Raw genomic sequence first — 22,388 nt, forward strand, 5'->3', positions numbered from 1 at the left:
CCCTTCACCCGATCCCCTTAGCGGCGGAGACCGAGCTCCTTGATGAGGGCGCGATAGCCCTCGAGGTCCTTGCGCTGCAGGTAGTCGAGGAACCGCCGCCGACGGCCGACGAGCTTGAGCAGCCCGCGCCGCGAGTAGTGGTCCTTCGGATGCGTCCGGAGGTGCTCCGTCAGCTCGTTGATGCGCCGCGTGAGCATCGCGATCTGGACCTCGGTCGACCCGGTGTCCTGGTCGTTCGCCCCGTGCTTCGAGATCAACTCCTGCTTGGCTTCCTTGGTGAGAGCCACTGTTCTCCTCTCGTCGAATCGTCTCCGCGGTCCCCGCGCGGCGTGAAGGAAGGACACGGCCGGCCGAGATCGCGGTCAGGCGGAATCGTAGCTGCCGCCATCGCAGGCCAAGCGACGAGATATATCTCGCGTCGGTGATGCCTCTCCTTCGTCTGCTTCGGGTCGCCAACCCCGCCGTGCGGGCGCTGCTGCGGTCCCCGGCGCACCGTTTGCTGAGCGGATCGCTCGCAGTGCTCGAGTACGAGGGTCGCAGCACGGGGATGCGCCACGCGATCCCGATCGTCTACGCGGACGACGGCACGCGCGTCGTCGCTCTCGCGGCGCATCCCGAGCGCAAGCAGTGGTGGCGCACGTTCCGCGAGTCCGCGCCCGCGACGCTCGTCGTCAGGGGGGAGCGGCGGGCGGTGCAGGGCCGGCTCCTCGCCGGCGCAGAGCGCCGTGCGGCGCTTCGTTCCTTCCTCGCGGTACGCCCCCGCACCGCGGGACCCCTGCGTGCGCGCGGCGCGCCGACGGACCGTGCGCTCGACGCCGTCCCGGCCGCCGTCGTCGCCTTCGAGCCGCCCGCTCGGAGCGGCTCGTGTGGCCGACTCCCCGGTGTGCCCGCACCGGCGATACTCCGGTCGTGCGCCTGTACGGCGACCTCGCACCGTGGTTCCACCTGCTGACGGCGCCGGCGGACTACGAGCACGAGGCCGAGCGGTACCGCGAGACGATCGTCGGCGCGCTTCCCGACGCCACGACGCTCCTCGAGCTGGGCTCGGGCGGAGGCAACAACGCGTCGCACCTGAAGCGGAGCTTCACGTGCACGCTGTCCGACCTCTCGCCGCAGATGTTGACGCTCAGCCGCGAGCTCAACCCGGAGTGCGAGCACGTCCTCGGCGACATGCGGCTGCTCCGGCTCGGGAGGACGTTCGACGTCGTGTTCGTCCACGATGCCGTCGCCTATCTCACGACCGAGGACGATCTCCGGGCCTGCCTCGGCACGGCGTACGCGCACACGCGCCCCGGAGGGGTTGCCCTGTTCGTCCCCGACTGCACGCGCGAGACGTTCGAGCCGGGCACGGAGCACGGCGGCCACGACGGCGAGGACGGGCGTGCGCTCAGGTACCTCGAATGGACGAGCGACCCCGACCCCGGCGACACGGCGTACGAGGTCGAGTACGTCGTGGTGATGCGCGAGGCCGGACGCGACACGCGGATCGTCCACGACCACCACGTCCTGGGCGTCTTCCCCGAGCACACCTGGCTCCACCTGCTCGAGGATGCGGGGTTCGAGCCGACCGCCGTCCCGGCCCAGCCGGACGACGACGATGCCCCGCAGCCGATGTTCCTGGCGCGCAGGCCGGCCGGCAGGTAACCGGGTCCTTTCGCCTACACGGGCCGCACCGCAGCCCGCGTCCTCTCCACGTCACGCGCGATCTGCGCGACCAGATCCTCCTCCGAGTCGAACACCTCCTCGTCGCGCAGCCGCTCCCAGAGCTCGACGACGAGCCGCCGGCCGTAGAGGTCGCCCTCGAAGTCGAGCAGGTACGGCTCGATCCGCCGCTCCGTGCCCCCGTAGTGCGGGTTCGTCCCGATCGAGACCGCGGCGCGGTGCCCGAGAGCCTCCCCTGCGTAGATCCCGTACCGCGGGCACACGAGCTGCGGGTCCATCGCGATGTTGGCCGTCGGGTAGCCGAGCGTGCCGCCACGCTGGTCGCCGGCCACGACCGTGCCGTCGAGGTCGAACGGTCGCCCGAGCATCCCGGCCGCCTGGGCGAGGTCGCCCGCCCGCACCGCGTCGCGGATCGCGGTCGACGAGACGCCCTCCACCTCGGGCACCTCCAGGACGGTCAGGCCGAGCTCGGCGAGCGTCTCGACGCTCCCGGAGCGCTTGCTGCCGAAGCGGAAGTCGCCGCCCACGGCGACCGCCTCCGCCCCGATCGACGTCAGGTACGTCGCCACGAACTCCTCGGGCGAGAGCCGCATGAACTCGGGGGTGAACGCCGCGACGAGCGTGTCGGCGATCGCCGCCGCCTGGATCAGCTCCAGCCGACGCTCCAGTGTCGTGATCAGCTCGACGCGGTTGCCGAGGACGATCCGGGGGTGCGGATCGAGCGTGATCACCGTCGGGTCGAGCCCCGAGGCGACCGCCGCGCGGAGTACCGACAGGTGCCCCCGGTGGACCCCGTCGAACGTCCCGATCGCAACCGCGCGCGGCCGACGGTCGAGCTGGGACGGTGCGTGGACGATCCTCATCGAACGCTCGCGAGCCGCGAGAGAGCGTCCTCGAGCGGCACGACGCGGCTCTCATCCGCCTCCTCCACCCGGAACGGGCCCACCTCCGTGCGCCGCAGGGTCGCGCAGTGGCCGCCGAGCGCATCGGCGATCGAGCGGACGTACGTCCCCGAGCCGACGAGCAGGTCGAGCCGGGCGATCCCTCCTGCGTACGAGAGCAGCTCGAGCTCGTGGACGCGCATCACGCGCGTGGGCATCTCGACGGCGACGCCCTGCCGGTGCAGACGGTAAGCCCGCTCACCCCGGATCTTCACCGCGGACGCCGCCGGGATCGGGAGCTCGATCTCCCCCCGCAGCCCCGCGAGCGCGGCCTCGAGCTCGTGGCGCTCGGGAGCGTCGTGCTCGTCGAGCTGCTCCCCCTCGGGATCGCCGGTCGTCGTGCGTACGCGGAGGTCGACCTCGGCCATGTACCGCTTGTCGAGCTTCATGAAGCGATCCTGCAGGCTCGTGGCCCGCCCCGAGAGAAGGACGAGCAGGCCGGTCGCGAAGGGATCGAGCGTCCCCGCGTGACCGGTCTTCGCGCCGGTGCGCGCCCGTACCCGGGCGACGACGGCGAACGACGAGGGCCCGGCCGGCTTGTCGGCGAGGATCACGCCGGTCGGCTCGAGCGCCTTCGGGACGGGCATCGCTAGCCGACGCGATCGCCGTCGGCCGCGACGAACGCGTCGACGATCCTGCGCGTGATCTCGTCCATGGGGAGATCGGTCGAGAAGCCCGCCGCCCGCTTGTGCCCACCGCCGCCGAAGGCGCGCGCGATCGCGGACACGTCGACCCCGTCGGGCCGCGAGCGCAGCGATCCCTTCCTCGCCGCGGACGCGCCGTTCGGCAGCTCGCGGACGAGCGCGACGAGCTCCGCCCCCTCGACCGAGCGGAGGTGGTCGATGATCCCCTCCGAGTAGGGCTCGTCCGCGCCGGCGGCCTCGAAGTCGTCGCGCACGAGCTCGGAGACCAGCACCCGGCCGTCGACGAGCGCCGTCGCCCGCTCGAGCGCACGTGCGAGCAGCTTCAGCTTGGGGAACGGCGTCGACTCGTACACCTCCACGAAGACCGTGCTCGCGTCCGCACCGGCTTCCACGAGCTCGGCCGCGAGCCTGAGCGCCTTCGGCGTCGTGTTCGAGTACTGGAACCGCCCGGTGTCCGTGACGACCGCCGTGTAGAGGGCCTCCGCGATCTCCGGCGTCAACGAGATTCCGAGCTCGGCGAAGACGTCGGCGAGGATCTCGCCGGTCGAGGACGCCTCCTCGACGATCAGGTTGACGTCGCCGAAGCGCGAGTTGTCGTGGTGGTGGTCGATGTCGAGCGTGAGCCGGGCCTCCAGCAGCCGTTGCTCGACGATCCTGCTCGCCTGGGCGCAGTCGACCGCCACGAGCACGCGCTCGGCGACGTCGGGAGGCGCCTCGCGCAGCAAGCCGCGCTCCCCGAGGCGCAGGAAGCCGTACTCGCCGGGGAGCGGTGTCGGCCCGCCGAGCACCATCACGGAGCCCTTGCCCAGCGCCTCGAGCGCGAGCTGCATCGCGACCAGCGAGCCGAGCGCGTCGCCGTCGGGGTTGTCGTGCGACGTGACGACGAACAGGTCGTGCGCGCGCAGCGCCGACACGACCGCGCTCATCTCATCCGGGTGCATCGTCGTCTCCGTCCGCGGGCGCGAGCTCGTCGATCAGGTGCGTCAGGCGCACCCCGTGCTCGACCGCGCGATCGTAGACGAACTCCAGCTGGGGGGTCCGCCGCAGCTTGAGCTCGCGGTTCACCCTCGCCTGCAGGACGCCGGCCGCCCCTTCGAGCGCGGCCAGCGTCCGCTCGCGCTGCTTCTCGGTGCCGAACACGCTGAGCCAGACCTTGGCGTGGTCGAGGTCCCTCGACGTCTCGACCGTCGTGACCGTGACGAAGCCGATGCGGGGGTCCTTGAGCGTCGGGATCGCCTCGGAGAGGACCTTCTTCATCGCCCCGTCGATCCGCCGCATCCGCTCGGGCCTGCTCACGAGCTCCACCCGTCCTCGAGGCGCACCAGCTCGCGCTCCGACGGGCCGAGCTCGAACGCCTGCCCGCTGAGCCACCGCTCGGCCTCGTCGAGCAGCCGGCGCGCCTCCCCGGCCTCCCGCGCGACGCACGCGAGTGTCAGCTGCGCACGTTGCCAGGTGTCGTGGTGGTCGACCTCGGCGATCGAGCAGCCCGTGCGGTTGGTGAGCTGCTGCTTGACCGACCGCAGGTGCATGCGCTTCTCCTTGAGGGAGTGGCTCCCGGGGAAGTGGAGCTCGAACGAGAGGATGCCGACGAACCCGGTGGACATGTTCGGATCCCGTGCGGAGGACGGGGCAGGAAGGGCTGCGTGCCTACCGTAGTCGAACACGTGCCGCGCCTCGCCCGTCCTGCCCTCCTCGCGTTCCTCCTCGCCGGCGTGCTGCTCGCCGTGCCGCTGGCCCACGCGGCGGGGAGCCGCACCGTGCTCAACTACGGCGACTCGCTCGCGATCGGCACCGACCTCTTTCTCGACGCGTACCTCCGAGGCTGGAGCGTGCAGTCGGAGACGGATATCAGCAGGCACGCCGCCGACGTCCCGCGCGCCCTGCGCGGCCTGGGGCCCTCCCTCCCCCGCGTGATCGTGGTCAGCGCGGGCACGAACGACCACCCGGGCGCCGTCTCCCGCTTCGCGCGTGTCGTTCGGGAGACCCTCGCCATCGCGGGACCGACCCGCTGCGTCGTCTGGTCGACGATCATGCGGCCGCCGTACCAGGGCGTCTCCTACGCGGGCTACAACCACGTGCTCAGGACCGCCGCCCACCGCCACGCGGGCCTCCGGGTGCTGGACTGGGCGGCGATGTCGCAGACGCACCCCGGCTGGTTCGGGAAGGACGGCGTCCATCCGTCGATGGCCGGCTATCGTGCCCGCGCGGCCGCGACGGCGAGGCTCGTCCAGAGTTGCGGCGCGTAGTGGCGGCGTCGGGCTCGGGCGCGTGGGGCGCCGCTCAGGAGGCTTCGGCGGCGGAGCCCGCCGGCGCAGGCGTGTCGAGGTCGGTGCGCTCGACCTCGCGCGTCTCGAAGACCTCGAGGACGTCGCCTTCCTTCACGTCGTTGAAGCCGTCGAGCAGGATCCCGCACTCGAACCCCTCGGCGACCTCGCGGGCGTCCTCCTTGAAGCGCTTCAGCTGCGCGATCGAGGTCTCGTAGATCACCGTGCCGTCGCGGACGATGCGGACGCTGGAGCCTCGCCGCACGACCCCGCTCGTGACCATGCACCCGGCGATCGTGCCGAGACGCGAGACCTTGAACAGCGCGCGCACCTCGGCCTCCCCGAGGATCTCCTCGGTCGTCACGGGCGAGAGCATCCCCACGAGCGCCTGCTCGATGTCCTGCGTCAGCTGGTAGATCACGCGGTACGTGCGGATGTCGACGCCCTCGCGCTCCGCAAGCTGCCTCGCCTCGCCGCTCGGCCTGACGTTGAAGCCGACCACGAGCGCGTGTGAGGCCGACGCGAGGTTGACGTCGTTCTCCGTGATCCCGCCGACCCCGGTGTGGATCACGTTGACGCGCACCTCCGGGTGCTGGATCTTCCCCAGCTCGCCCATCAGCGCCTCCACCGATCCCTGCACATCTCCCTTGAGGACGACGTTGAGATCCTGGACGGCGCCCTCCTGCATCCGCTCGAAGAGCGTCTCCAGCGAGAGGCCGGCTGCCTTGGAGCGCTGCGCGAGCTGCTCACGGCGGAGCCGCTCGGCGCGCTTCTCGGCGATGTCCTTCGCCTGCCGCTCGTGCTCGACGACGCGCGAGAGCTCGCCGGCGGGGGGCGGGCGGTCGAAGCCGAGGATCTCGACGGGCTCGCCGGGCCCGGCCTCCTTGACCTTCTCCCCGCGGTAGTCGTAGAGCGCCCGCACCTTTCCGGCCGCGTCGCCGGCGACGATCGCGTCACCGACGTGGAGCGTGCCGCGCTGGACGAGCATCGTCGCCACGGGGCCGCGGCCCACGTCGAGGCGGGACTCGATGATCGGCCCCGACGCCTCGGCCTTCGCGTTCGCCCGGAGGTCGAGCTCCGCATCGGCGACGAGCAGAATCCTCTCGAGCAGCTCGTCGAGGTTCGTCTGCTGCTTCGCCGACACCAGCGCGAACTGCGTCTCGCCACCCCAGTCCTCCGGCTGCAGGCCCTCGGCGGCGAGCTCCGTCTTGACGCGGTCCGGGTTCGAGTCGGGGACGTCGATCTTGTTGATCGCCACCACGATGGGGACCTCGGCGGCGCGGGCGTGGCTGATCGACTCCTTCGTCTGCGGCATCACGCCGTCGTCGGCGGCGACCACGAGGACGGCGATGTCGGTGATCTTCGCGCCGCGGGCGCGCATGGCCGTGAACGCCTCGTGACCCGGGGTGTCGAGGAATGTCAGCTTGCGGCCGTCGACATCGGTCTGGTAGGCGCCGATGTGCTGCGTGATCCCGCCGGCCTCGGTGTCGACGACGGCCGTGGAGCGGATCGCGTCGAGCAGTGTCGTCTTGCCGTGGTCGACGTGGCCCATGATCGTCACGACGGGCGGCCGTGGTGTGAGGTCCGCCTCCGCGTCCTCGACGATCTCGGGCTCCTCGTCGTCGGCCGCGTGCTTGATCGTGACCTCGCGCTCGACCTCTGCCGCGATCAGCTCGACCTCCTCGTCGGAGAGCGACTGGGTCGCCGTCCGCATCTGGCCGAGCCCCATCAGGATCTTGATGATCTGCGCCATCGTGACCCCGAGGGCCGCCGAGAGGTCCTTGACGGTGACCCCGGACTCGACCGTGACCGGACCGGTCGGCTGCGGCGGAGCAGGCGCGCGTGGAGGTGCCTGGGCCGAGCGGTCGCGAGCAGCGCGCGCGTCGCGTCCGCGTGCGGCGCCCCCCTCGATCACGACGCGGCGTCGACGACCCCCCTGGCCCCCTCCGCGCGGGCGGATGGGACGATTCGGCCTGTTCGGTCCGTCAGCCATTCGGCCCCTCAGTGTAGAGGTGCGCGAGCGCAGGCAGGACGGTGGCATCCGCCCGCAACGCCCTCCTGAATGCCCTGCGAGAGCGGGCGCGCTCGAAGCACTCGACGTCGGGGCACGTGTACGCCCCGCGCCCCGGCAGCGTGCGACCGGCGGTCAGCATGCCCTCCACCGCCGCGAAGCGGACGAGCTCGCGCTGCGGTGCCCGGCGGCCGCACCCCACGCACGTCCTGACGGGCGGGCGGTCACGATTCGTCGCGCTCCTCCTCGGGAGCGGCCTCGTCTTCTCCGTCGCCCTCCGGCTCGACCTCCGTGGCGACTGCGACCTGGGCGGTCTCGACCACCGTCGCCTCGGCCGCCTCGGCCTCCTCGGCGGTGAGCTCGCCCGAGGCGAGAGCGTCCTCGACGTCCGCGATCGCGTCGTCCGCAGCGAGCTCCTCGGCGGCGGGCTCGACCTCGACCGCGACTGCCGGCACGGGGCTGTCGACGAGCGCCTGGTGCGCCGGGACGCCGCAGTACTTCGAGCCGGGGAGCGCGGCGTTCGGGCACCGCTTCCCGTTCGAGAGGAGCGCGGCACAGCGACCCGAGAAGTCGCCGTCCCCGTCGTCCTCGCCGGCGAAGGCGGCCTCCGCCTCCTCCTGCGCGAACTCGCTGTCGGACTTGATGTCGACCTTCCAGCCCGTCAGGCGCGCGGCCAGGCGAGCGTTGAGCCCTTCCTTGCCGATCGCCAGCGCGAGCTGGTCGTCGGGCACGACCACGGTGGCCTCGCGGCTCTCGTCGTCGATGTAGACCTCGCGCACGCGCGCCGGGGAGAGCGCCTTGGCGACGAAGCGCGCCGGCTCCGTGTTCCACGGGATGATGTCGATCTTCTCGCCGCGGAGCTCGGAGACGACCATGCGGACGCGCGAGCCGCGCGGCCCGACGCACGCCCCGACCGGGTCCACGCCCTGGACGTGCGACTCGACCGCAATCTTCGAGCGATAGCCCGGCTCCCGGGCCACACCACGGATCTCGACGAGGCCGTCGGCGATCTCGGGCACCTCGAGCTCGAACAGCGCCTCGATCAGCTGCGGCGCGCGCCGCGAGAGGATCACCTGGGGCCCCTTCGTGCCGGAGCGCACTTCGATGATCACGGCCTTGATCCGCGACCCCTGCTCGTAGCGCTCGCCGTCGACCTGCTCGGAGCGCGGCAGGAGCGACTCGACCTTGCCGAGGTCGACGAGCACGTTGTTGCGGTCGCCTGCCTGCTGGACGATGCCGGTCACGACCTCGCCCTGACGGTCGACGTACTCCTCGTACATGATCGCGCGCTCCGCCTCGCGGATGCGCTGCTGGATCACCTGCTTCGCCGTCATCGCGGCGATGCGGCCGAAGTCGTCCGGTGTGGCATCGCTCCGGTCGATCAGGTTCTCGGGGACCTTCTCCCAGTCGAGGTCGAGCTCGTCGTCGACGATCAGCGTGTGCTGCTTCTCGCCCGTCTCCTCCTCGATCCGCTCGAGCTCGTCGATCGCGCGCTCGCGCGCCTCCTCGAGCAGCCGCTCCTCGAGGTCGCTCGGGATGTCGAGCGCGAAGACGCGGAACTCCCCCTCGTCGTCGAGCTCGACCGTCGCATGTCGCGCCGCGCCGGGTGTCTTCTTGTACGCGGCGAGGAGGGCGTCCTCGAGCGCGGCCACGAGCGTGCCCGACTCGATGCCCTTCTCCTTCTCGATCGTGCGGATCCCCTCGATGATCTCCTGGCTCATGCCTACCGTCCCTCGTCGATCAGGTTGCCCCGGACGATCTCGTCGACCGGGATCTCGTGTGCCGTCCCGTCGACCGAGACGGTGACGGCGTGGTCGTCGGCCGCCACCAGCGTCCCTCGGACACGATCGGCGCCGGCCGTCTTCAGCTTCACGGTGCCGCCGATCGCTCGGCGGAAGTGCTCGGGTCGCCGCACGGGCCGCTCGGGCCCGGGCGACGAGACGTCGACCGTCCAGTCCGTGCGATAGGAGTCGAGCAGGCGCGTGACGCGCTCGCAGAGAGCCAGGTCGACTCCGTCGGGATGATCGACGTACACGCAGAACCGCGCCGGCGAGAGCAGCTCCACGGCGAGCACCTCGACTCCGGGCAGCGTCGACTCGACGGCAGGCGTGATCGCCTCCGTCAGCTCGCGTTCCCTCTCGTATGTGCTCGTCGCCATGGAATTCGCCCCTTCAAGACAAATGGGCGCGTACCGCGCCCATTTCGCCAAGCCGGTGAAATGTGGTGCTTGGAGGATAGCACCGTCGGCCCTGTTTCCCGGCGAGCGGCCCGGCATGTCCGCCGAGGGGAGCGGCCCGCGCTCGCGTGCGCGCCAGCGTCACGTCGCCCGCGGGCAACTCCTGCGGGAGTCGACGTCGAGGACGATGGTCACCGGCCCGTCGTTCACGAGCTCCACCTCCATCCGCGCGCCGAAGACAGCGCGATCGCCGACGCATAGATCGGCGAGATGGCGTTGTTCCGCCGCTACTTCCCGGCCGAGATCACCGTCCGATGACCAGCCAGACAGCGAGCGAATTGACCCAATTGTGTCCTATCCGGCCTCGCCGCCCACACATAGCGTGGTCCATGCAAGCCCGGTGCCCCAGCCGAGTGCCGGCAAGGGCGCACCCCTGGGACAGGTGGGCCCCATGCGGGCTCGTCTGCGCGAGAGACTCGGTCCTCCCCCGACGGGTCTCTCGCGCAGTTTTCCAGGTGGGCGACGGCACAGTGACCCCCGCACTGGGATTTCTCTCTCCACATTCGGATGGGCCGCCAAGGAGTCTGATGGAGCCGATTCGTAGGCGGAAGAGTCCGGCGAAGCGGTATCCGTCGCAGCGTTACGGCGCAGCACATCGGGCGCTACGCACGTGGCGAGCGGCGGGTTGCGTGCGCCAGGTGCAGGCAGCTGATCGGACAGGGCGAGGAGTGGCAGCTCGACCATCGTGATGGCGACAGCACCGTCACGGTGCCGGCACGCTCCGCGGGGTTGTGGTGAGGAGTATCGCTACGTCCGAGCCCGCGTCCTCGCGAACGCCTGCGGCGAGCACACCTCGGGCACGCTCCTGCCGCGGGTCACGACGCGTTGGGCTACCCGGATAGCGTGCCGCGGCGTTTCGCAGTCGGGTGCGAATCGGCAGGAGTAGAACTTCATCGCCGGGATGCCTTTGCTGCTTGGCGCGTCCGGCGCTCTACGACATCGCTCCACGTGCGCGGCCCGCCGGTGCTCGAGGAACGCGATCTCGTCCTGTTGGTCGACGAAGCAGGTCAATTGGCTCAAGCGGTTCAGCCGCGAGGAGATCGTCCAGCTTGCCGCGGCGATGTGGCCCGAACGTGGCCCAAACGACGACATTGTCACGAGCTGGCCGGGGCTATAGGCTCGCGCACGCCGCACATCGTTGTCCAACGGGGGAGGGTAAGACGATGCCGAGACGTGGCCTGATAGCGGCTTTCGCGACGACAGCCGCTCTTGTTATTCCGGCCGGTGCGCTCGCGTTCGGACCGGTCGTGGACGAGGACAGCCCAGCCGTGGCCAACTGCGTCGCCGCATTCGAGAGGCAGGCGGCGCGCGGAGTCACCGCAGGCGGAGGCCCGAAGGCAGGAGAGCCTGGTCCGCTGAACTGCGATCACTACTTCCAAGGAGTCACGGAGACGATCGGCAACGGCTGGCCGCCACCTCCGTTCCAGGAGTAGGGATATACCGCCTCTACGGCGAGGGCTGCGAATGTCGGCCCTCGCCAACGAGGTAATCGTCCCCGTCGCCTCGGTTCATCCTCCCACTCCGTCGGCAACCGCCTCCGGACCTCCGATCGAGAGCCAACGCCGATCGTTTTCGCTGGGAAGGGTGCCGGGTGGGTCGGCACACCGATATCGCTCCAGCTCCCCGTCACCGTCCTTGTCGTTCGATCGATCGTAGGCAAGATCGGCTGCTCGATTCCGATTGCCGACTACGTGACTCTGTCGGCGACACCGAGGACACCACGGGGCTTCACCGGTGTTACAAGCGTACGACGCTGGCACATGAGCTGGGGCACACATGTCTCCTCCTCGATCGCGACAACACGGCCAACCTGATGGACGGCGACGCGAAGCGGGGAACGAAGTTGACGCCCTGGCAGCGTTGGGCGGTGCGCACGAGTCGACATTGCACGTGCTGGTGAGCCCAAGGACGCCGTGGAGTTCCCGAACTCGATCCGACGGCGGCGTTAGGGCTCGGCGACCAGACTGGACGCTCCTCGCGGCGGCGCCGTGCGCGAGACGGGAGATGGACGAGGCGGGCTAGATCTCGAGGATCAGCGTCACCGGGCCGTCGTTAAGGAGCTCGACCTCCATCCTCGCTCCGAAGACGCCCGTTTCGACGTGGATCCCCTCTGCTCGCAGCGCCTCCACGAATGCCTGGATCAGTGGTTCGGCCTGTTCTCGTGGCGCTGCGTCGGTGAAACTCGGTCGAGTGCCCTTCTGGCGCTTGCTATCGGCGAGCAGGGTGAACTGGCTGACGACGAGCGCCTCGCCCCCCGTATCGAGGAGTGAGCGGTCGAAGCGGCCCTCGTCGTTCTCGAAGATGCGCAGCCGCGCGATCTTGCCGGCGAGCCGCTCGGCCGTCTCGGCCGTGTCCTCGTGACCGACCCCGACGAAGACGAGCAGGCCCCGCCCGCACGCGCCCGCGGTTCGGCCGTTGACGCGGACCGCGGCACGCGAGACGCGCTGAACGAGGGCTCGCACGCGTCGATTGTCCTCGACCGCACGCGGTAGCGTGCCGTCATGGCCGAGCGGATCGAGGACTACGGCCTCATCGGCGACCTCCAGACGGCGGCGCTCGTCTCGCGTCACGGCTGCGTCGACTGGCTCTGCCTCCCGCGCTTCGACTCCGGAGCCTGCTTCGCCGCGCTCCTCGGTGACGAGGAGCACGGGCAGTGGTCGCTCGCCCCAGCGGCTCCGATCACGGCGGCGCGCCGGGGCTACCGGCAGGACACGCTCGTCCTCGAGACGGAGCTCGACACCGAGGACGGCACGGTCCGCCTGATCGACTTCATGCCCCCGCGAGGCGAGGCGCCCGACGTCGTCCGCATCGTCGAGGGCGTCGCCGGACGCGTAACGATGCGAATGGGACTGACCATCCGGTTCGACTACGGCGCGATCGTGCCCTGGGTCCGCAGGCGCGAGGAAGGTCTGCTCGCGATCGCGGGCCCGGACGCCCTCTTCCTCGCGACGCCGGTCGAGCTCGAAGGCCGGAACTTTCACACCGTGGCGGAGTTCGACGTCGGCCCGGGCGACCGCGTGCCGTTCGTCCTGACGTGGTACCCCTCGAACCGCCCTCCGCCCGAGCGGGTGGATGCCGAGCAGGCGCTCGTGGACACCGAGTCGTTCTGGCGGGACTGGGTCACGTCCTGCGCGCATTCGGGGCGCTTCCGCGAGCCTCTCGTGCGGTCGCTCGTCACGCTCAAGGCGCTGACGTACGCCCCCACCGGTGGCATCGTCGCAGCCCCCACGACGTCGCTTCCCGAGCTGCTCGGTGGGGTGCGGAACTGGGACTACCGCTTCTGCTGGCTTCGGGACGCCACGTTGACGCTCCTCTCGCTCGTCAGGGCCGGGTACGACGACGAGGCGCGCACCTGGCGCGACTGGCTGATGCGGGCGATCGCCGGCCTCCCGGGTGAGCTCCAGATCATGTACGGGATCGCCGGCGAGAGGCGGCTGACCGAGCTCGAGCTGGACTGGCTCCCCGGCTACGAAGGGTCACGCCCGGTGCGGATCGGCAACGCCGCGTGCACACAGCATCAGCTGGACGTCTACGGCGAGGTGATCGACGCCCTCTACCACGCGCGCAGGTCGGGGCTCGAGCCGTCGGAGGACGCCTGGGCGATGACCCGCAAGCTGCTCGAGTGGCTCGAGGACGGATGGCGCGAGCCCGACGAGGGGATCTGGGAGGTCCGCGGGCCCCGTCGCCACTTCACGCACTCGAAGGTGATGGCCTGGGTCGCGTTCGACCGTGCCGTCCGCATCGTCGAGGAGGACGGCGTCGACGGCTCGGTCGATCGCTGGCGCGCGCTCCGCGACGAGGTGCACGCAGAGGTCTGTCGCGAGGGGTTCGATCCCGAGCTGGGCGCGTTCACGCAGTCGTACGGATCGCCCCGCCTCGACGCGAGCCTGCTGATGATCCCGCTCGTCGGCTTCCTGCCGGCAGACGACCCGCGCGTGGTCGGGACCGTCGCGGCGATCGAGCGCGAGCTGCTGCAGGACGGTTTCGTGCAGCGCTACCGGGCCGACCCCGAGAACGTCGAGGTGGACGGGCTGCCGCCCGGCGAGGGGACCTTCCTGCCGTGCTCCTTCTGGCTCGTCCAGGTTCTCGCTCTCCAGGGTCGTCTCGCCGAGGCGGAGGCTCTGTTCGAGAGGCTGCTGGCACTCCGCAACGACGTCGGCCTCCTGTCCGAGGAGTACGACACCGTGGGGGGGCGTCTCGTCGGGAACTTCCCCCAGGCGTTCACGCACCTCGCTCTCGTCGACGCCGCCATCACGCTCGACGAGGGATGGTGCCGACGGGCCGCACTCCCGGGCAGGGACGACAGCCGGTCGGGCGCCGTCCAAGTGCCGCGGTGAGGGTCCGCGCCGGGAGGCTCCGGTCGTGACGGTGGTCGAGCTCCGCGAGCGGGAGGTGATCGCGGAGTTCTGCCTGAGGCGCCCGGCGGTGCACGCCTACGAGCTCGGTGACCTCGACGACTTCTTCTGGCCGTACACGCGCTGGCTCGGCTGGGAGACGGACGGTCGGGTCGAGCAGCTCGCGCTCCTGTACGGCGAGCCGGACCCGCCCGTGCTCCTCGCGCTGGCGGAGCATCCCGAGCAGAGCATGGCCGACCTGCTGCGCTCGATCGCGGCCGGGCTCCCCCCGCGGGTCTACGCCCACCTCTCCCCCGGCCTGATCGGCGCGCTCGAGCCCGCGCTCGTGCCGGCGAGCGAGCCCGTCGCGCACCGCAAGCTGGGCCTCCTGGAGCCGGCGCTCCTCGCCGCGTACGACACGGGCGAGGCGGAGCTCCTCTCCTCCGCGGACCTCCACGACGTGCAGGCGTTCTACGCCAGGGCGTATCCGGGAACCTGGTTCCAGGCTCGGATGCTGGAGACCGGCCGCTATGTCGGTATCCGTCGGGACGGAGAGCTCGCGTGCGTCGCCGGTGTCCACGTCTGGTCGCCGACGTGGGGCGTCGCCACGCTCGGGAACGTCGCCACCTTGCCGTCGCTGCGCGGAGCGGGACTGGCGAAGGCGGCGTGCGCCCGGCTGTGCCGGCTGCTGCTCGAGGACGGGATCGACGTGATCTCACTCAACGTCCGCGCCGACAACGCGGCTGCGATCGGCGCCTACGGGAGGCTCGGCTTCGCCCACGCGGCCGACTACGTCGAGGTGCCGCTCGAACGGCGGTGACGCTAGCCTCGCGCCGTGGAGGCCGGCGACCGGGACACGCGCGTCGGAGCCTACGCGGTGCTCGTCGACGAGCGGGAGCGGATCCTGCTGGCACTCTGGAACGAGGGCGAGAGGCCTGCGTGGACGCTCCCCGGCGGTGGCGTCGAGGTGGGCGAGACGGCGGAGCAGGCCGCCGTGCGCGAGGTCCGTGAGGAGACCGGGTACGACGTGGAGCTCGTCCGGCTGCTGGGCGAGGACGCGTTCATCGTCCAGGCCCGCGAGAGGCTCGACGGCTCGTCCAGGCCGCTCAGGTCGGTCCGCGTCGTGTTCGAGGCGCGGATCGTCGGCGGCGAGCTCGCGGCAGAGGTCGGCGGCACGACCGACCGGGCGGCCTGGATCCCGATCGCCGACGTCCCCGGGCTCGACCGGGTGAGCCTCGTCGACGCCGGGTTGCGACTCGCTCAGCGGTGACCGAAGTGGTGCGCGCGCGGGAGGGCCGTGACGAGGTCCGGGGTCGCGGCCACCCGACGGGCGAGCGCGGAGAGGCTCTCGAGCTCGCGGACGAGCACGTTCCGGTTCCGCTCGACGCGCTCGTAGCGCCCCCTGACGAGCACGATCGGCTCGCCGCGCACGATCCCCCTGTGCCGCTCGTACACGTCCTTCGGGACGATCAGGTTCACCTGGCCGTGCTCGTCCTCGAGCAGCATGAACACGATTCCCTTCGCGGTCGCGGGTCGCTGCCGCGCAATCGCCATGCCGGCGAACGCGACCGACGACCCGTGCCGCGCCTCGTGCAGCTCGGGGCTCGACAGCGTGCCCGACGGCAGGTGCGGTCGGAGGAGCGCCAGCGGGTGCGTCCCCACCGAGAGGCCGGTCTCGCGGTAGTCGGCGAGCATCCGCTCCCAGCGCGTGAGGTCGGGCAGGACCGGAGTCTCGGCGGTCGGCTCGAGCGGGAGCGCCAGCTGCTTCGCGGCACCGCGCGTGCCCTCGACCGACCGTGGCCGGTTGGCGAGCCCGAGCTCCCACAGGAGGTCGCGGCGCCTCGGCCCGAGGCCGTCGCACGCACCACCCCGGACGAGCGCCTCGAGCGCGTCGCCGGAGACAGGTGCGCGGCGGGCGAGGTCGCCGACGTCGCGGTACGGGCCGCTTGCCTCACGCTCCGCCTGCAACGCCTCCGCGTCGTCCTTCCCCACCGACGAGACGTACGCGAGGCCGACCCGTACGGCGTGAGACGACGCCCGGGGCGTGTCACGGGGCTCCAGGCTGCAGCGCGCGTCGCTCAGGTTGACGTCGGGCGGGCGCACCTCCACCCCGCGCCGCTGCGCGTCGCGGACGAGGCTCGCGGGCGGGTAGAAGCCCATCGGCTGCTCGTTGAGGAGGCCGCAGAGGAACTCGGCCGGGTAGTGGTGCCGCAGCCACGCGGACTGGTAGGCAAGGAGGCCGAACGCGGCCGCGTGCGCCTTCGGGAACCCGAAGCCCGAGAAGCCGACGAGCGAGTCGTAGACCGCGTCCGCGACCTTCTCTGCGACACCGTTCGCGATCGCCCCCCGGACGAAGCGCACGCGGTGCGCCTCGAGCGCCTCGTGGCTCCGCTTGCGGCTCATCGCGCGACGGAGCGACTCGGCCTCGCCGACCGTGAACCCCGCGAGCGCGATCGCGACGTCGAGCACCTGGTCCTGGAAGACGACGACGCCGAGCGTCGAGGCGAGCGGCTCGCGCAGCGACTCGTGCGGGACGGGGAAGACGAACGTCGGATCTTCGCGCAGCCGGCGGCGGTGCTCGATGTACGGGTGCACGGCCTTTCCCTGGATCGGCCCCGGCCGGACGAGCGCGACCTGGATGGTGAGGTCGTCGATCGACTCGGGCTTCGTGCGGAGGAGGCTCTGCATCTGCGCGCGGCTCTCGATCTGGAACACCCCCACCGTGTCCGCCCCCTGGATCTCCGCGAACACCTCGGGGTCGTCGAGTGGGATCCGCGAGAGGTCGATCGGCGCGCCGTGCAGGCGGGCGATCTTCTCGACGCACTCCTCGATGCACGAGAGCATCCCGAGCCCGAGCAGGTCGATCTTGAGGAAGCCCGCGTCCGAGCACGAGTCCTTGTCCCACTGGCAGAGCTGGCGTCCCGCCATTGCCGCGGGCTGCACGGGGACGAGCTCGACGAGCGGCCGCGACGAGATCACCATCCCGCCCGGGTGCTGCGAGACGTGGCGCGGGAGCCCGGCGATCTCCGAGGTGAGGAACTGGAACGCGCGCCAGCGCTTCGAGAGGAGCTTCCGGTCGGCATCCGGCAGCGCAGCCACCTCGTCCGCGACCCGTTCCGCGTGCCAGCCGTCGGTCACACGGGCGAGCCGCTCGAGCTCCGCGTGCGGCAGCCCGAGCGCCTTGCCGACGTCCCGGATCGCCCCGCGCGAGCGATACGTCGCGAAGCTCGCGACGAGGGCAGCGTGCTCGTGCCCGTAGCGCTCGGTGACGCGGACGATCAGCTTCTCGCGGATGTCGCGCGGGAAGTCGAGGTCGATGTCCGGCACCGATGTGAGCTCCTGGTTGATGAAGCGGCCGAGCGAGAGGCCGTTCTCGACCGGGTCGACGTGCGAGAGCCCGGTCAGGTAGCAGACGATCGAGCCGACGGAGCTCCCCCGACCCCTCCCCGGCGGCAGGAACATGCGCGGCGAGTCGCGGCCGCGCACCTCGAGCGCGCACTCGCGTGCGAGCTCGAGCACCTCGTGGTGGAGGAGGAAGAAGCCTGCGAGCCCGAGCCTTCCGATCAGGGCGAGCTCGCCGTCGAGGCGGGAGCGGGCCTCACGTCGCAGGGACGAGCGAGTCGCGGTGGGGTACCGCTCGTCGAACGCCCGGTCGCAGATCGCGGCCAGCTGGTTGATCGCCGGATCGGTGCGGTCGGAGAAATCGGGATAGCGGTAGCCGAGCTCCTTGGTGAGATCGAACGCCAGGCGCTCCGCGAGCGCACCGGTGCGCTCTGCCGCGGCACGGTCGATTCCCGCGAAGCGCTCGACCATCTCGGCCGGCGGGCGGAGCACCGCCTCGCGGTTTCCGCGCCGCTCGAGCTCGCAGCCGTCGAGCGACGTGCGGCAGCGGATCGCGACGAGCGCGTCCTGCAGCAGCGTCCTCCGAGGCGCGTGCGCGTGGACGTTCCCCGTCGCGACCGTCTCGACCCCGAGGTGCCCGGCGAGGTCGCGAAGCACGGCATGGCGCCTCGCGTCGCCACGCTCGTACGCGCGCTGGAGCTCGACGAGGAACCGCTCGCGCCCGAACGCCGACGCGAGCCGCGTCGCGCCGCCGGGGTGGCGGAGCGCGAGGCCGTCCCGTGCGCAGCCCGAGAGGCAGACGAGCCCCTCGTTCAGCTCAGCGACGGTCTCGAGCGGGACCGCGGGCTCGAGCAGCACACGGTGCTCCTTGCCCTCGGGACGCGTGCCCGCATGCGCCGCGGTGAGGATGCGGCAGAGGTTCGCGTAGCCCGTGCCGTCCTCGCAGAGCAGCGTGACATGGGCACCTCCCTCGAGTGTCACCTCCGCGCCGGTGATCGCCCGAAGGCCGAGGTGCTTCGCGGCATACGCGAACTCGAGCGACCCGTAGACCCCGTCGTGGTCGGTGAGCGCGAGCGCCTCGTAGCCGAGCTCCACCGCCCGGGCGGCGAGCTCCTCGGGGTGCGACGCGCCGTCCAAGAAGCTGAAGGCCGAGTGGCAGTGCAGCTCCACATACGTGGGGGAGCCCATGGCTCAGACGTGGGGGGAACCCATGGTTCCCCCACGATCCCCCTCCTTCTGGGTTACGCACCGGCTTTCCGTAACCGGCCTCCCGGCCGGCAAAGCCGGCCTCCGGCCGCAACGCGGCCGTGCACGGATCGAGCAAGTCCGGTGTCGCAATGCTCGACATGGCCCCAGCCGTTGCTCCAAGGACCTCACGGACGGGGTGGTCATACTGCGCTCTCGTGAGCGAGACCATCCTCATCCCGCCCGGCGGAGGCGAGGTGATCGGCGATGCGCCTCACCGACGTGTCGAGATCCTCTCCGACGACGAGTCGCTCAGCGCCACGTGGTCGCGGTGGGGGTCGCACCGCGTGGGCGCCGACCTGCACGTCCACCGCCACCACAGCGACCTCTTCTACGTCCTCGAGGGCGAGCTGACCGTCCGGCTCGGCGTGGAGGACGAGCCGGTCGTCGTCCGGGCGGGGACGCTCGTCCGCGTGCCGCCGCTCGTCGTGCACGGCTTCCGGAACGGGAGCGACGCCGAGGTGCGCTACCTCAACTTCCACGCGCCGGGTCGCCGGTTCGCCGACTACCTCCGCGCGACGCGCGACGGTCGCTCCTTCTCGTACGACCAGCACGACCCCCCCGAGGACGGCGGCCGGCCGACGAGCGAGGCGGTCGTCGGTGGCGCCTGGATCGTCGCCGACCGCCCGGGGATGCGGGTGGAGCTGCTCGCCGACGTCGAGGAGATCGGCATCTCGGAAGCGGCGAGCGAGCCCGGCGGGCCCTCCCCGCCGCCGCACGTGCACCACCGCCACGTCGAGTCGTTCTACGTCCTGGAAGGCGAGCTGACGTTCACGGCCGGAGGTCGGGAGCTCCGGGCGACGGCCGGTACGTGGGTGCAGGTGCCGCCGGGCACACCGCACACGTTCGCCTGCACCGGGCCGGACGAGGTGCGCTTCCTGAACCTCCACACGCCGAGCTGCGGCTACGGCGCCTTCCTGCGAGGGCTGCACGAGGCGCGGTCGGACGAGGAGCTCGCCGTGGTGCGCGCGGCGTTCGACCAGGTGCTTGCCTGACGCAGCGTGGCAAGCGGGGCACGACCGGGACAGCAGGCGTACGACGACATCGTCGACGCGCTCACGGCCTGGAACCCCGACTGCCGTGCCTCCAGGGTGTTCGGGATGCCGTGCGTGAAGCGCTCCGGCCGGGTGGTCTTCGGCCTCTCGCGCACCGGGATGGTCTTCAAGCTCACCGACCCCGGCGCACACGCGCGGGCGCTCGCCGTCCCCGGCGCGCACCTGTTCGACCCGTCCGGCGAGGGGAAGCCCTTCCGCCAGTGGGTCGTCGTTCCGCCCGAGCGCGCGCACGAGTGGGAGCCCCTCGCGGCCGACGCGGTCGCGCAGGACCACTCCGTGCCGCCCACGGGCGCGCCCGCTCACGATCGGCCTATGCCCGCTGGGTGAACCAGCACCGCTGCTCCCCGTCCCGGTAGACGCACACGTTGCGGCCGGACTCGAGCACGACCTCGAAGTAGCGTCGGTCGACCGGCTCGTCCGTCCACCAGCGGTCGACGACGCGCCACTCCTCCCGCACGACCATCACGAGCTCGCGGTCGACCACCCGCGGCTCGCCGGCGGGGGCCGTCTCGACGATGGCCGGTCGGGGCGCATTGAGCCTCCCCGCCACTCCGCGCCGGACCGCGTCGATTCCGGCGGCCCGCGAATCACCGGCTCTCATCGCCCGACGCTGGGTTGGTCATGCACGTGCCGTGTCAATCGCGCGGGAGGACGAGTGCCCTCGCCTCGGGGATCCGCGACCAGGGCGCCACCTCGACGACGCCCCCCACCGCGCCTCCCCCTGCGCTCGCACGCACCTGGCGGAGCCCTTCCCGCAGGCGGGAGCCTGCCTCCTCACCCTCGGGCGCGACGAGCGCGAGCTGCTGCCCGGTGTGCTCCGCGAGCTCGACTGCCTCGAGCCGCAGCTCGAGGACGGGCGCCGGGATCTCGACGAGCTTCGGGCCGAGCGCCGAGCGGACGCGCCCCCGCTCCCCGGTTGCCTCGCGCAGCGTCACCGTGCGGCGCCACGAGCCCCCACCGACGAGCCTCGCGGCGAGCGCGAGCTTCCGGAACGGCCGCCCCGCCCGCTCGGGGCGGGCGAGCAACCGGTCGAGCAGCGCGCCGAACGCGCGTCGCAGGGTGAGCTCGTTCGCGACCGCCTCGGGGAAGGAGAGCGCCTCGATCAGCTCTGCCGCGGGCGATCGCCCGCGCACGCGGCGGCGCTCCCCGCCGCGGGCAAGGCTCCACGCCCGCTTCCCCTCCTGACCCAGCCGCTCGGCCACCGCGCCGCCCGGAAGGGCAGCAAGCGAGCCGAGGGTGCGGACGCCGAGACCCTCGAGCTCGGCGTACCGCCCCTCGTCGAGCGGCAGGAGTGAGAGCGGGAGCGGCTCGAGAAACGACCGCTCCTCCTCCCCCTCGACGATCACCGCCTGTCCCGGGCGCGCCACGCTCGCCGCCGCAAGGGCGACGAAGCGCCGCTGCCCCGCGCCTGCGCGCGGGTCCCAGGCAGGCCCGACGGAGGCGAGCGCCTTCGAGAGCGCAGCCTCCACCCCTCCGTAGAGCCGCTCGACGCCTCGGGTCTCGAACACGACCACGCCCGGCTCGACAGGCTCCACTCCGAACCCTGCATCCTCGAGGCGCCGGAGCACCCCCTCCCACTCCCGCTCGGCCCCCGCCGGGTCCGGCTCCACGAGCACGAGCTCGGGGCACGTCGCGAGGGCCTCTCCGAGGCGCATGCCCGCGACCACCCCGGCGGCCTCCGCTGCAGCGGTCACGGGGCCGACCAGCTGCTCCCGGCCCGGCTCGGCCGCCAGCGCGGCGGGGACGACCGCGAGCCTCGGCCGGGACCGGAGCGCCGCGCGGAGCTCGAATCCCGGGATGAGGAGGCAGGCGATCATGGGGAACAGGTGTTCTATCGAACACCTGTTCGTATGTCAAGGCGGCGCAGAGGCGGCGCGACCGCCGGCAGCGGATCAGCGCCTGACGGCGCGGAAGCAGACGGTGACGTACGGGAGGCGAAGGACGCCGTCGCGCGCGTGCGCGGTGAAGAGGGCGTCCACGCCACGCAGGACCGGCTCGCGCTCCGCCGGCGGGAGGACCGCGCAGAAGCTGCGGGAGAGAACGAGCTCGCGCAGCGATTCGCGATCGATCTCCTGCACGTGCGCGAACTCCGCCTGCTCGACGGGCTCGTAGCGACCGCTCGCCTCGATCTGCCCGGGGACGCGGCGAAGAAAGTCCGTCCGGCCGACCATCACGTCGCTCAGCTCCTGAACCCATGCCTCGCGCTCGTCCCGCGTGTTCCAGACCAGGCCGAGCCGCGCGCCGGGGCGAAGCACTCGCGCGATCTCGACGAGCGCGGGCGACTCGTCGAACCAGTGGAACGCCTGCGCGCACGTGACGACGTCCGTCGAGCCGTCGGGGAGCGGGATCGCCTCCGCGCTGCCGACGACCGCTCGCGCACCGGGGACGGCTCGCTGGAGCTCCACGAGCATCTCCTCGAGCGGCTCGACGGCCGTCACGCGGTGGCCGAGCGCCACGAGCGAGCGGGTCAGCTTGCCGGTACCCGCGCCCAGGTCGACGACTTCGCGGGGCGTCTCGCCCGTGAGCCACCGCACCGCGTCGTCCGGATACCCGGGCCTGGCGCGCTCGTAGGCGTCCGCGACGCCGCCGAACGACGCGGCGCGCTCGAGCCGTTCCTCCCGCTCGGCGGCCATCGAGGCCGAGCGTATCCTCGC

Annotated in this window: 24 protein-coding genes; 8 read left to right on the forward strand and 16 right to left on the reverse strand. The window is 71.7% G+C overall.

Going from position 1 to position 22,388, the window contains the following annotated elements; genetic code table 11:
- Positions 1-17 precede the first annotated feature (17 nt).
- Positions 18-287 (reverse strand): 30S ribosomal protein S15, encoded by a 270-nt coding sequence (rpsO, locus tag VFO26_RS10600; RefSeq protein ID WP_325114944.1) that lies wholly within the window; start codon positions 285-287, stop codon positions 18-20.
- Between the two features lie 137 nt (positions 288-424).
- Here rpsO and VFO26_RS10605 point away from each other — a divergent pair, with 137 nt between their 5' ends.
- Positions 425-952: a hypothetical protein gene (locus tag VFO26_RS10605; RefSeq protein ID WP_325114945.1), complete on the forward strand. Its 528-nt coding sequence runs from the start codon at positions 425-427 to the stop codon at positions 950-952.
- Positions 910-1,644, forward strand: a complete 735-nt coding sequence (locus VFO26_RS10610) for a class I SAM-dependent methyltransferase (protein WP_325114946.1) — start codon at positions 910-912, stop codon at positions 1,642-1,644. Before VFO26_RS10605 ends, VFO26_RS10610 begins: the two co-directional genes overlap by 43 nt.
- Before the next feature lie 14 nt (positions 1,645-1,658).
- On the opposite strand, the gene ribF is transcribed toward VFO26_RS10610, so the two are convergent.
- The 5 genes from ribF to VFO26_RS10635 are packed head-to-tail and all read right to left on the reverse strand — an operon-like array spanning position 1,659 to position 4,911.
- Positions 1,659-2,525: a riboflavin biosynthesis protein RibF gene (gene ribF / locus VFO26_RS10615; protein ID WP_325114947.1), complete on the reverse strand. Its 867-nt coding sequence runs from the start codon at positions 2,523-2,525 to the stop codon at positions 1,659-1,661.
- The gene (truB, locus tag VFO26_RS10620) at positions 2,522-3,190 is read right to left on the reverse strand and encodes a tRNA pseudouridine(55) synthase TruB (RefSeq protein WP_325114948.1); all 669 of its coding nucleotides are present in this window, start codon (positions 3,188-3,190) and stop codon (positions 2,522-2,524) included. Before truB ends, ribF begins: the two co-directional genes overlap by 4 nt.
- A gap of 2 nt (positions 3,191-3,192) precedes the next feature.
- Positions 3,193-4,173 carry a bifunctional oligoribonuclease/PAP phosphatase NrnA gene (locus VFO26_RS10625; protein ID WP_325114949.1) on the reverse strand — a complete coding sequence of 327 codons (981 nt, stop codon included), beginning with the start codon at positions 4,171-4,173 and terminating at the stop codon, positions 3,193-3,195.
- A gap of 1 nt (position 4,174) precedes the next feature.
- A complete protein-coding gene (rbfA, locus tag VFO26_RS10630) occupies positions 4,175-4,543 on the reverse strand; it encodes a 30S ribosome-binding factor RbfA (RefSeq protein ID WP_325114950.1) in 369 nt (122 codons plus the stop codon).
- Positions 4,540-4,911 carry a DUF503 domain-containing protein gene (locus VFO26_RS10635; protein WP_325114951.1) on the reverse strand — a complete coding sequence of 124 codons (372 nt, stop codon included), beginning with the start codon at positions 4,909-4,911 and terminating at the stop codon, positions 4,540-4,542. Before VFO26_RS10635 ends, rbfA begins: the two co-directional genes overlap by 4 nt.
- Between VFO26_RS10635 and VFO26_RS10640 the strand changes: the two genes are divergently transcribed.
- Complete coding sequence (locus VFO26_RS10640) at positions 4,912-5,493, forward strand: GDSL-type esterase/lipase family protein (protein WP_325114952.1); 582 nt, start codon at positions 4,912-4,914, stop codon at positions 5,491-5,493. It begins immediately after the preceding gene.
- Between the two features lie 34 nt (positions 5,494-5,527).
- On the opposite strand, the gene infB is transcribed toward VFO26_RS10640, so the two are convergent.
- From infB to dtd, 6 genes are all read right to left on the reverse strand, one after another.
- Positions 5,528-7,426, reverse strand: a complete 1,899-nt coding sequence (gene infB / locus VFO26_RS10645) for a translation initiation factor IF-2 (protein ID WP_325114954.1) — start codon at positions 7,424-7,426, stop codon at positions 5,528-5,530.
- A 70-nt stretch (positions 7,427-7,496) separates the two neighbouring features.
- Positions 7,497-7,724: a YlxR family protein gene (locus VFO26_RS17915; protein ID WP_349259071.1), complete on the reverse strand. Its 228-nt coding sequence runs from the start codon at positions 7,722-7,724 to the stop codon at positions 7,497-7,499.
- Between the two features lie 22 nt (positions 7,725-7,746).
- Positions 7,747-9,243 (reverse strand): transcription termination factor NusA, encoded by a 1,497-nt coding sequence (gene nusA / locus VFO26_RS10650; protein WP_325114955.1) that lies wholly within the window; start codon positions 9,241-9,243, stop codon positions 7,747-7,749.
- A gap of 2 nt (positions 9,244-9,245) precedes the next feature.
- Complete coding sequence (gene rimP, locus VFO26_RS10655; protein WP_325114956.1) at positions 9,246-9,680, reverse strand: hypothetical protein; 435 nt, start codon at positions 9,678-9,680, stop codon at positions 9,246-9,248.
- Positions 9,681-9,839: 159 nt separating this feature from the next.
- Positions 9,840-10,046 (reverse strand): D-aminoacyl-tRNA deacylase, encoded by a 207-nt coding sequence (locus tag VFO26_RS17920; RefSeq protein WP_349259072.1) that lies wholly within the window; start codon positions 10,044-10,046, stop codon positions 9,840-9,842.
- 1,730 nt (positions 10,047-11,776) lie between these two features.
- Complete coding sequence (gene dtd / locus VFO26_RS10660) at positions 11,777-12,220, reverse strand: D-aminoacyl-tRNA deacylase (protein ID WP_325114957.1); 444 nt, start codon at positions 12,218-12,220, stop codon at positions 11,777-11,779.
- A gap of 39 nt (positions 12,221-12,259) precedes the next feature.
- Between dtd and VFO26_RS10665 the strand changes: the two genes are divergently transcribed.
- Genes VFO26_RS10665 through VFO26_RS10675 form a run of 3 tightly spaced genes read left to right on the forward strand, consistent with a single transcriptional unit; the run spans position 12,260 to position 15,362 of the window.
- The gene (locus VFO26_RS10665; RefSeq protein ID WP_325114958.1) at positions 12,260-14,095 is read left to right on the forward strand and encodes a glycoside hydrolase family 15 protein; all 1,836 of its coding nucleotides are present in this window, start codon (positions 12,260-12,262) and stop codon (positions 14,093-14,095) included.
- Positions 14,096-14,120: 25 nt separating this feature from the next.
- Entirely contained in the window at positions 14,121-14,912 is a 792-nt protein-coding gene (locus tag VFO26_RS10670; protein WP_325114959.1) for a GNAT family N-acetyltransferase, read from the forward strand.
- Between the two features lie 15 nt (positions 14,913-14,927).
- Complete coding sequence (locus tag VFO26_RS10675) at positions 14,928-15,362, forward strand: NUDIX hydrolase (protein ID WP_325114960.1); 435 nt, start codon at positions 14,928-14,930, stop codon at positions 15,360-15,362.
- Here the strand turns inward: VFO26_RS10675 and VFO26_RS10680 are convergent.
- Positions 15,353-18,622 (reverse strand): error-prone DNA polymerase, encoded by a 3,270-nt coding sequence (locus VFO26_RS10680; protein ID WP_325114961.1) that lies wholly within the window; start codon positions 18,620-18,622, stop codon positions 15,353-15,355. The two genes, VFO26_RS10675 and VFO26_RS10680, sit on opposite strands and share 10 nt — an antisense overlap.
- 215 nt (positions 18,623-18,837) lie before the next feature.
- On the opposite strand from VFO26_RS10680, the gene VFO26_RS10685 reads away from it, so the two are divergent.
- Both VFO26_RS10685 and VFO26_RS10690 read left to right on the forward strand, forming a co-directional pair.
- Positions 18,838-19,674 carry a cupin domain-containing protein gene (locus VFO26_RS10685; protein ID WP_325114962.1) on the forward strand — a complete coding sequence of 279 codons (837 nt, stop codon included), beginning with the start codon at positions 18,838-18,840 and terminating at the stop codon, positions 19,672-19,674.
- A gap of 6 nt (positions 19,675-19,680) precedes the next feature.
- Positions 19,681-20,061: a hypothetical protein gene (locus VFO26_RS10690; RefSeq protein ID WP_325114963.1), complete on the forward strand. Its 381-nt coding sequence runs from the start codon at positions 19,681-19,683 to the stop codon at positions 20,059-20,061.
- Here the strand turns inward: VFO26_RS10690 and VFO26_RS10695 are convergent.
- The 3 genes from VFO26_RS10695 to VFO26_RS10705 form a co-directional block, all read right to left on the reverse strand.
- The gene (locus VFO26_RS10695; RefSeq protein ID WP_325114964.1) at positions 20,045-20,335 is read right to left on the reverse strand and encodes a hypothetical protein; all 291 of its coding nucleotides are present in this window, start codon (positions 20,333-20,335) and stop codon (positions 20,045-20,047) included. The genes VFO26_RS10690 and VFO26_RS10695 overlap by 17 nt on opposite strands.
- Before the next feature lie 34 nt (positions 20,336-20,369).
- Positions 20,370-21,551: a hypothetical protein gene (locus VFO26_RS10700; protein ID WP_325114965.1), complete on the reverse strand. Its 1,182-nt coding sequence runs from the start codon at positions 21,549-21,551 to the stop codon at positions 20,370-20,372.
- Positions 21,552-21,626: 75 nt separating this feature from the next.
- Positions 21,627-22,367 carry a class I SAM-dependent methyltransferase gene (locus VFO26_RS10705; RefSeq protein WP_325114966.1) on the reverse strand — a complete coding sequence of 247 codons (741 nt, stop codon included), beginning with the start codon at positions 22,365-22,367 and terminating at the stop codon, positions 21,627-21,629.
- Between the last annotated feature and the right edge of the window lie 21 nt (positions 22,368-22,388).

Source organism: Gaiella sp. (assembly GCF_035710885.1).
Classification (GTDB): domain Bacteria; phylum Actinomycetota; class Thermoleophilia; order Gaiellales; family Gaiellaceae; genus Gaiella.

Coding starts and splice junctions, on each gene's coding strand:
- VFO26_RS10625 (WP_325114949.1), bottom strand. CDS start 4,173: ATGAGCGCGGTCGTGTCGGCGCTGCGCGCGCACGACCTGTTCGTCGTC.
- ribF (WP_325114947.1), bottom strand. CDS start 2,525: ATGAGGATCGTCCACGCACCGTCCCAGCTCGACCGTCGGCCGCGCGCG.
- VFO26_RS10680 (WP_325114961.1), bottom strand. CDS start 18,622: ATGGGCTCCCCCACGTATGTGGAGCTGCACTGCCACTCGGCCTTCAGC.
- VFO26_RS10700 (WP_325114965.1), bottom strand. CDS start 21,551: ATGATCGCCTGCCTCCTCATCCCGGGATTCGAGCTCCGCGCGGCGCTC.
- VFO26_RS10705 (WP_325114966.1), bottom strand. CDS start 22,367: ATGGCCGCCGAGCGGGAGGAACGGCTCGAGCGCGCCGCGTCGTTCGGC.
- rimP (WP_325114956.1), bottom strand. CDS start 9,680: ATGGCGACGAGCACATACGAGAGGGAACGCGAGCTGACGGAGGCGATC.
- VFO26_RS10665 (WP_325114958.1), top strand. CDS start 12,260: ATGGCCGAGCGGATCGAGGACTACGGCCTCATCGGCGACCTCCAGACG.
- VFO26_RS10695 (WP_325114964.1), bottom strand. CDS start 20,335: ATGAGAGCCGGTGATTCGCGGGCCGCCGGAATCGACGCGGTCCGGCGC.
- nusA (WP_325114955.1), bottom strand. CDS start 9,243: ATGAGCCAGGAGATCATCGAGGGGATCCGCACGATCGAGAAGGAGAAG.
- VFO26_RS10605 (WP_325114945.1), top strand. CDS start 425: ATGCCTCTCCTTCGTCTGCTTCGGGTCGCCAACCCCGCCGTGCGGGCG.
- truB (WP_325114948.1), bottom strand. CDS start 3,190: ATGCCCGTCCCGAAGGCGCTCGAGCCGACCGGCGTGATCCTCGCCGAC.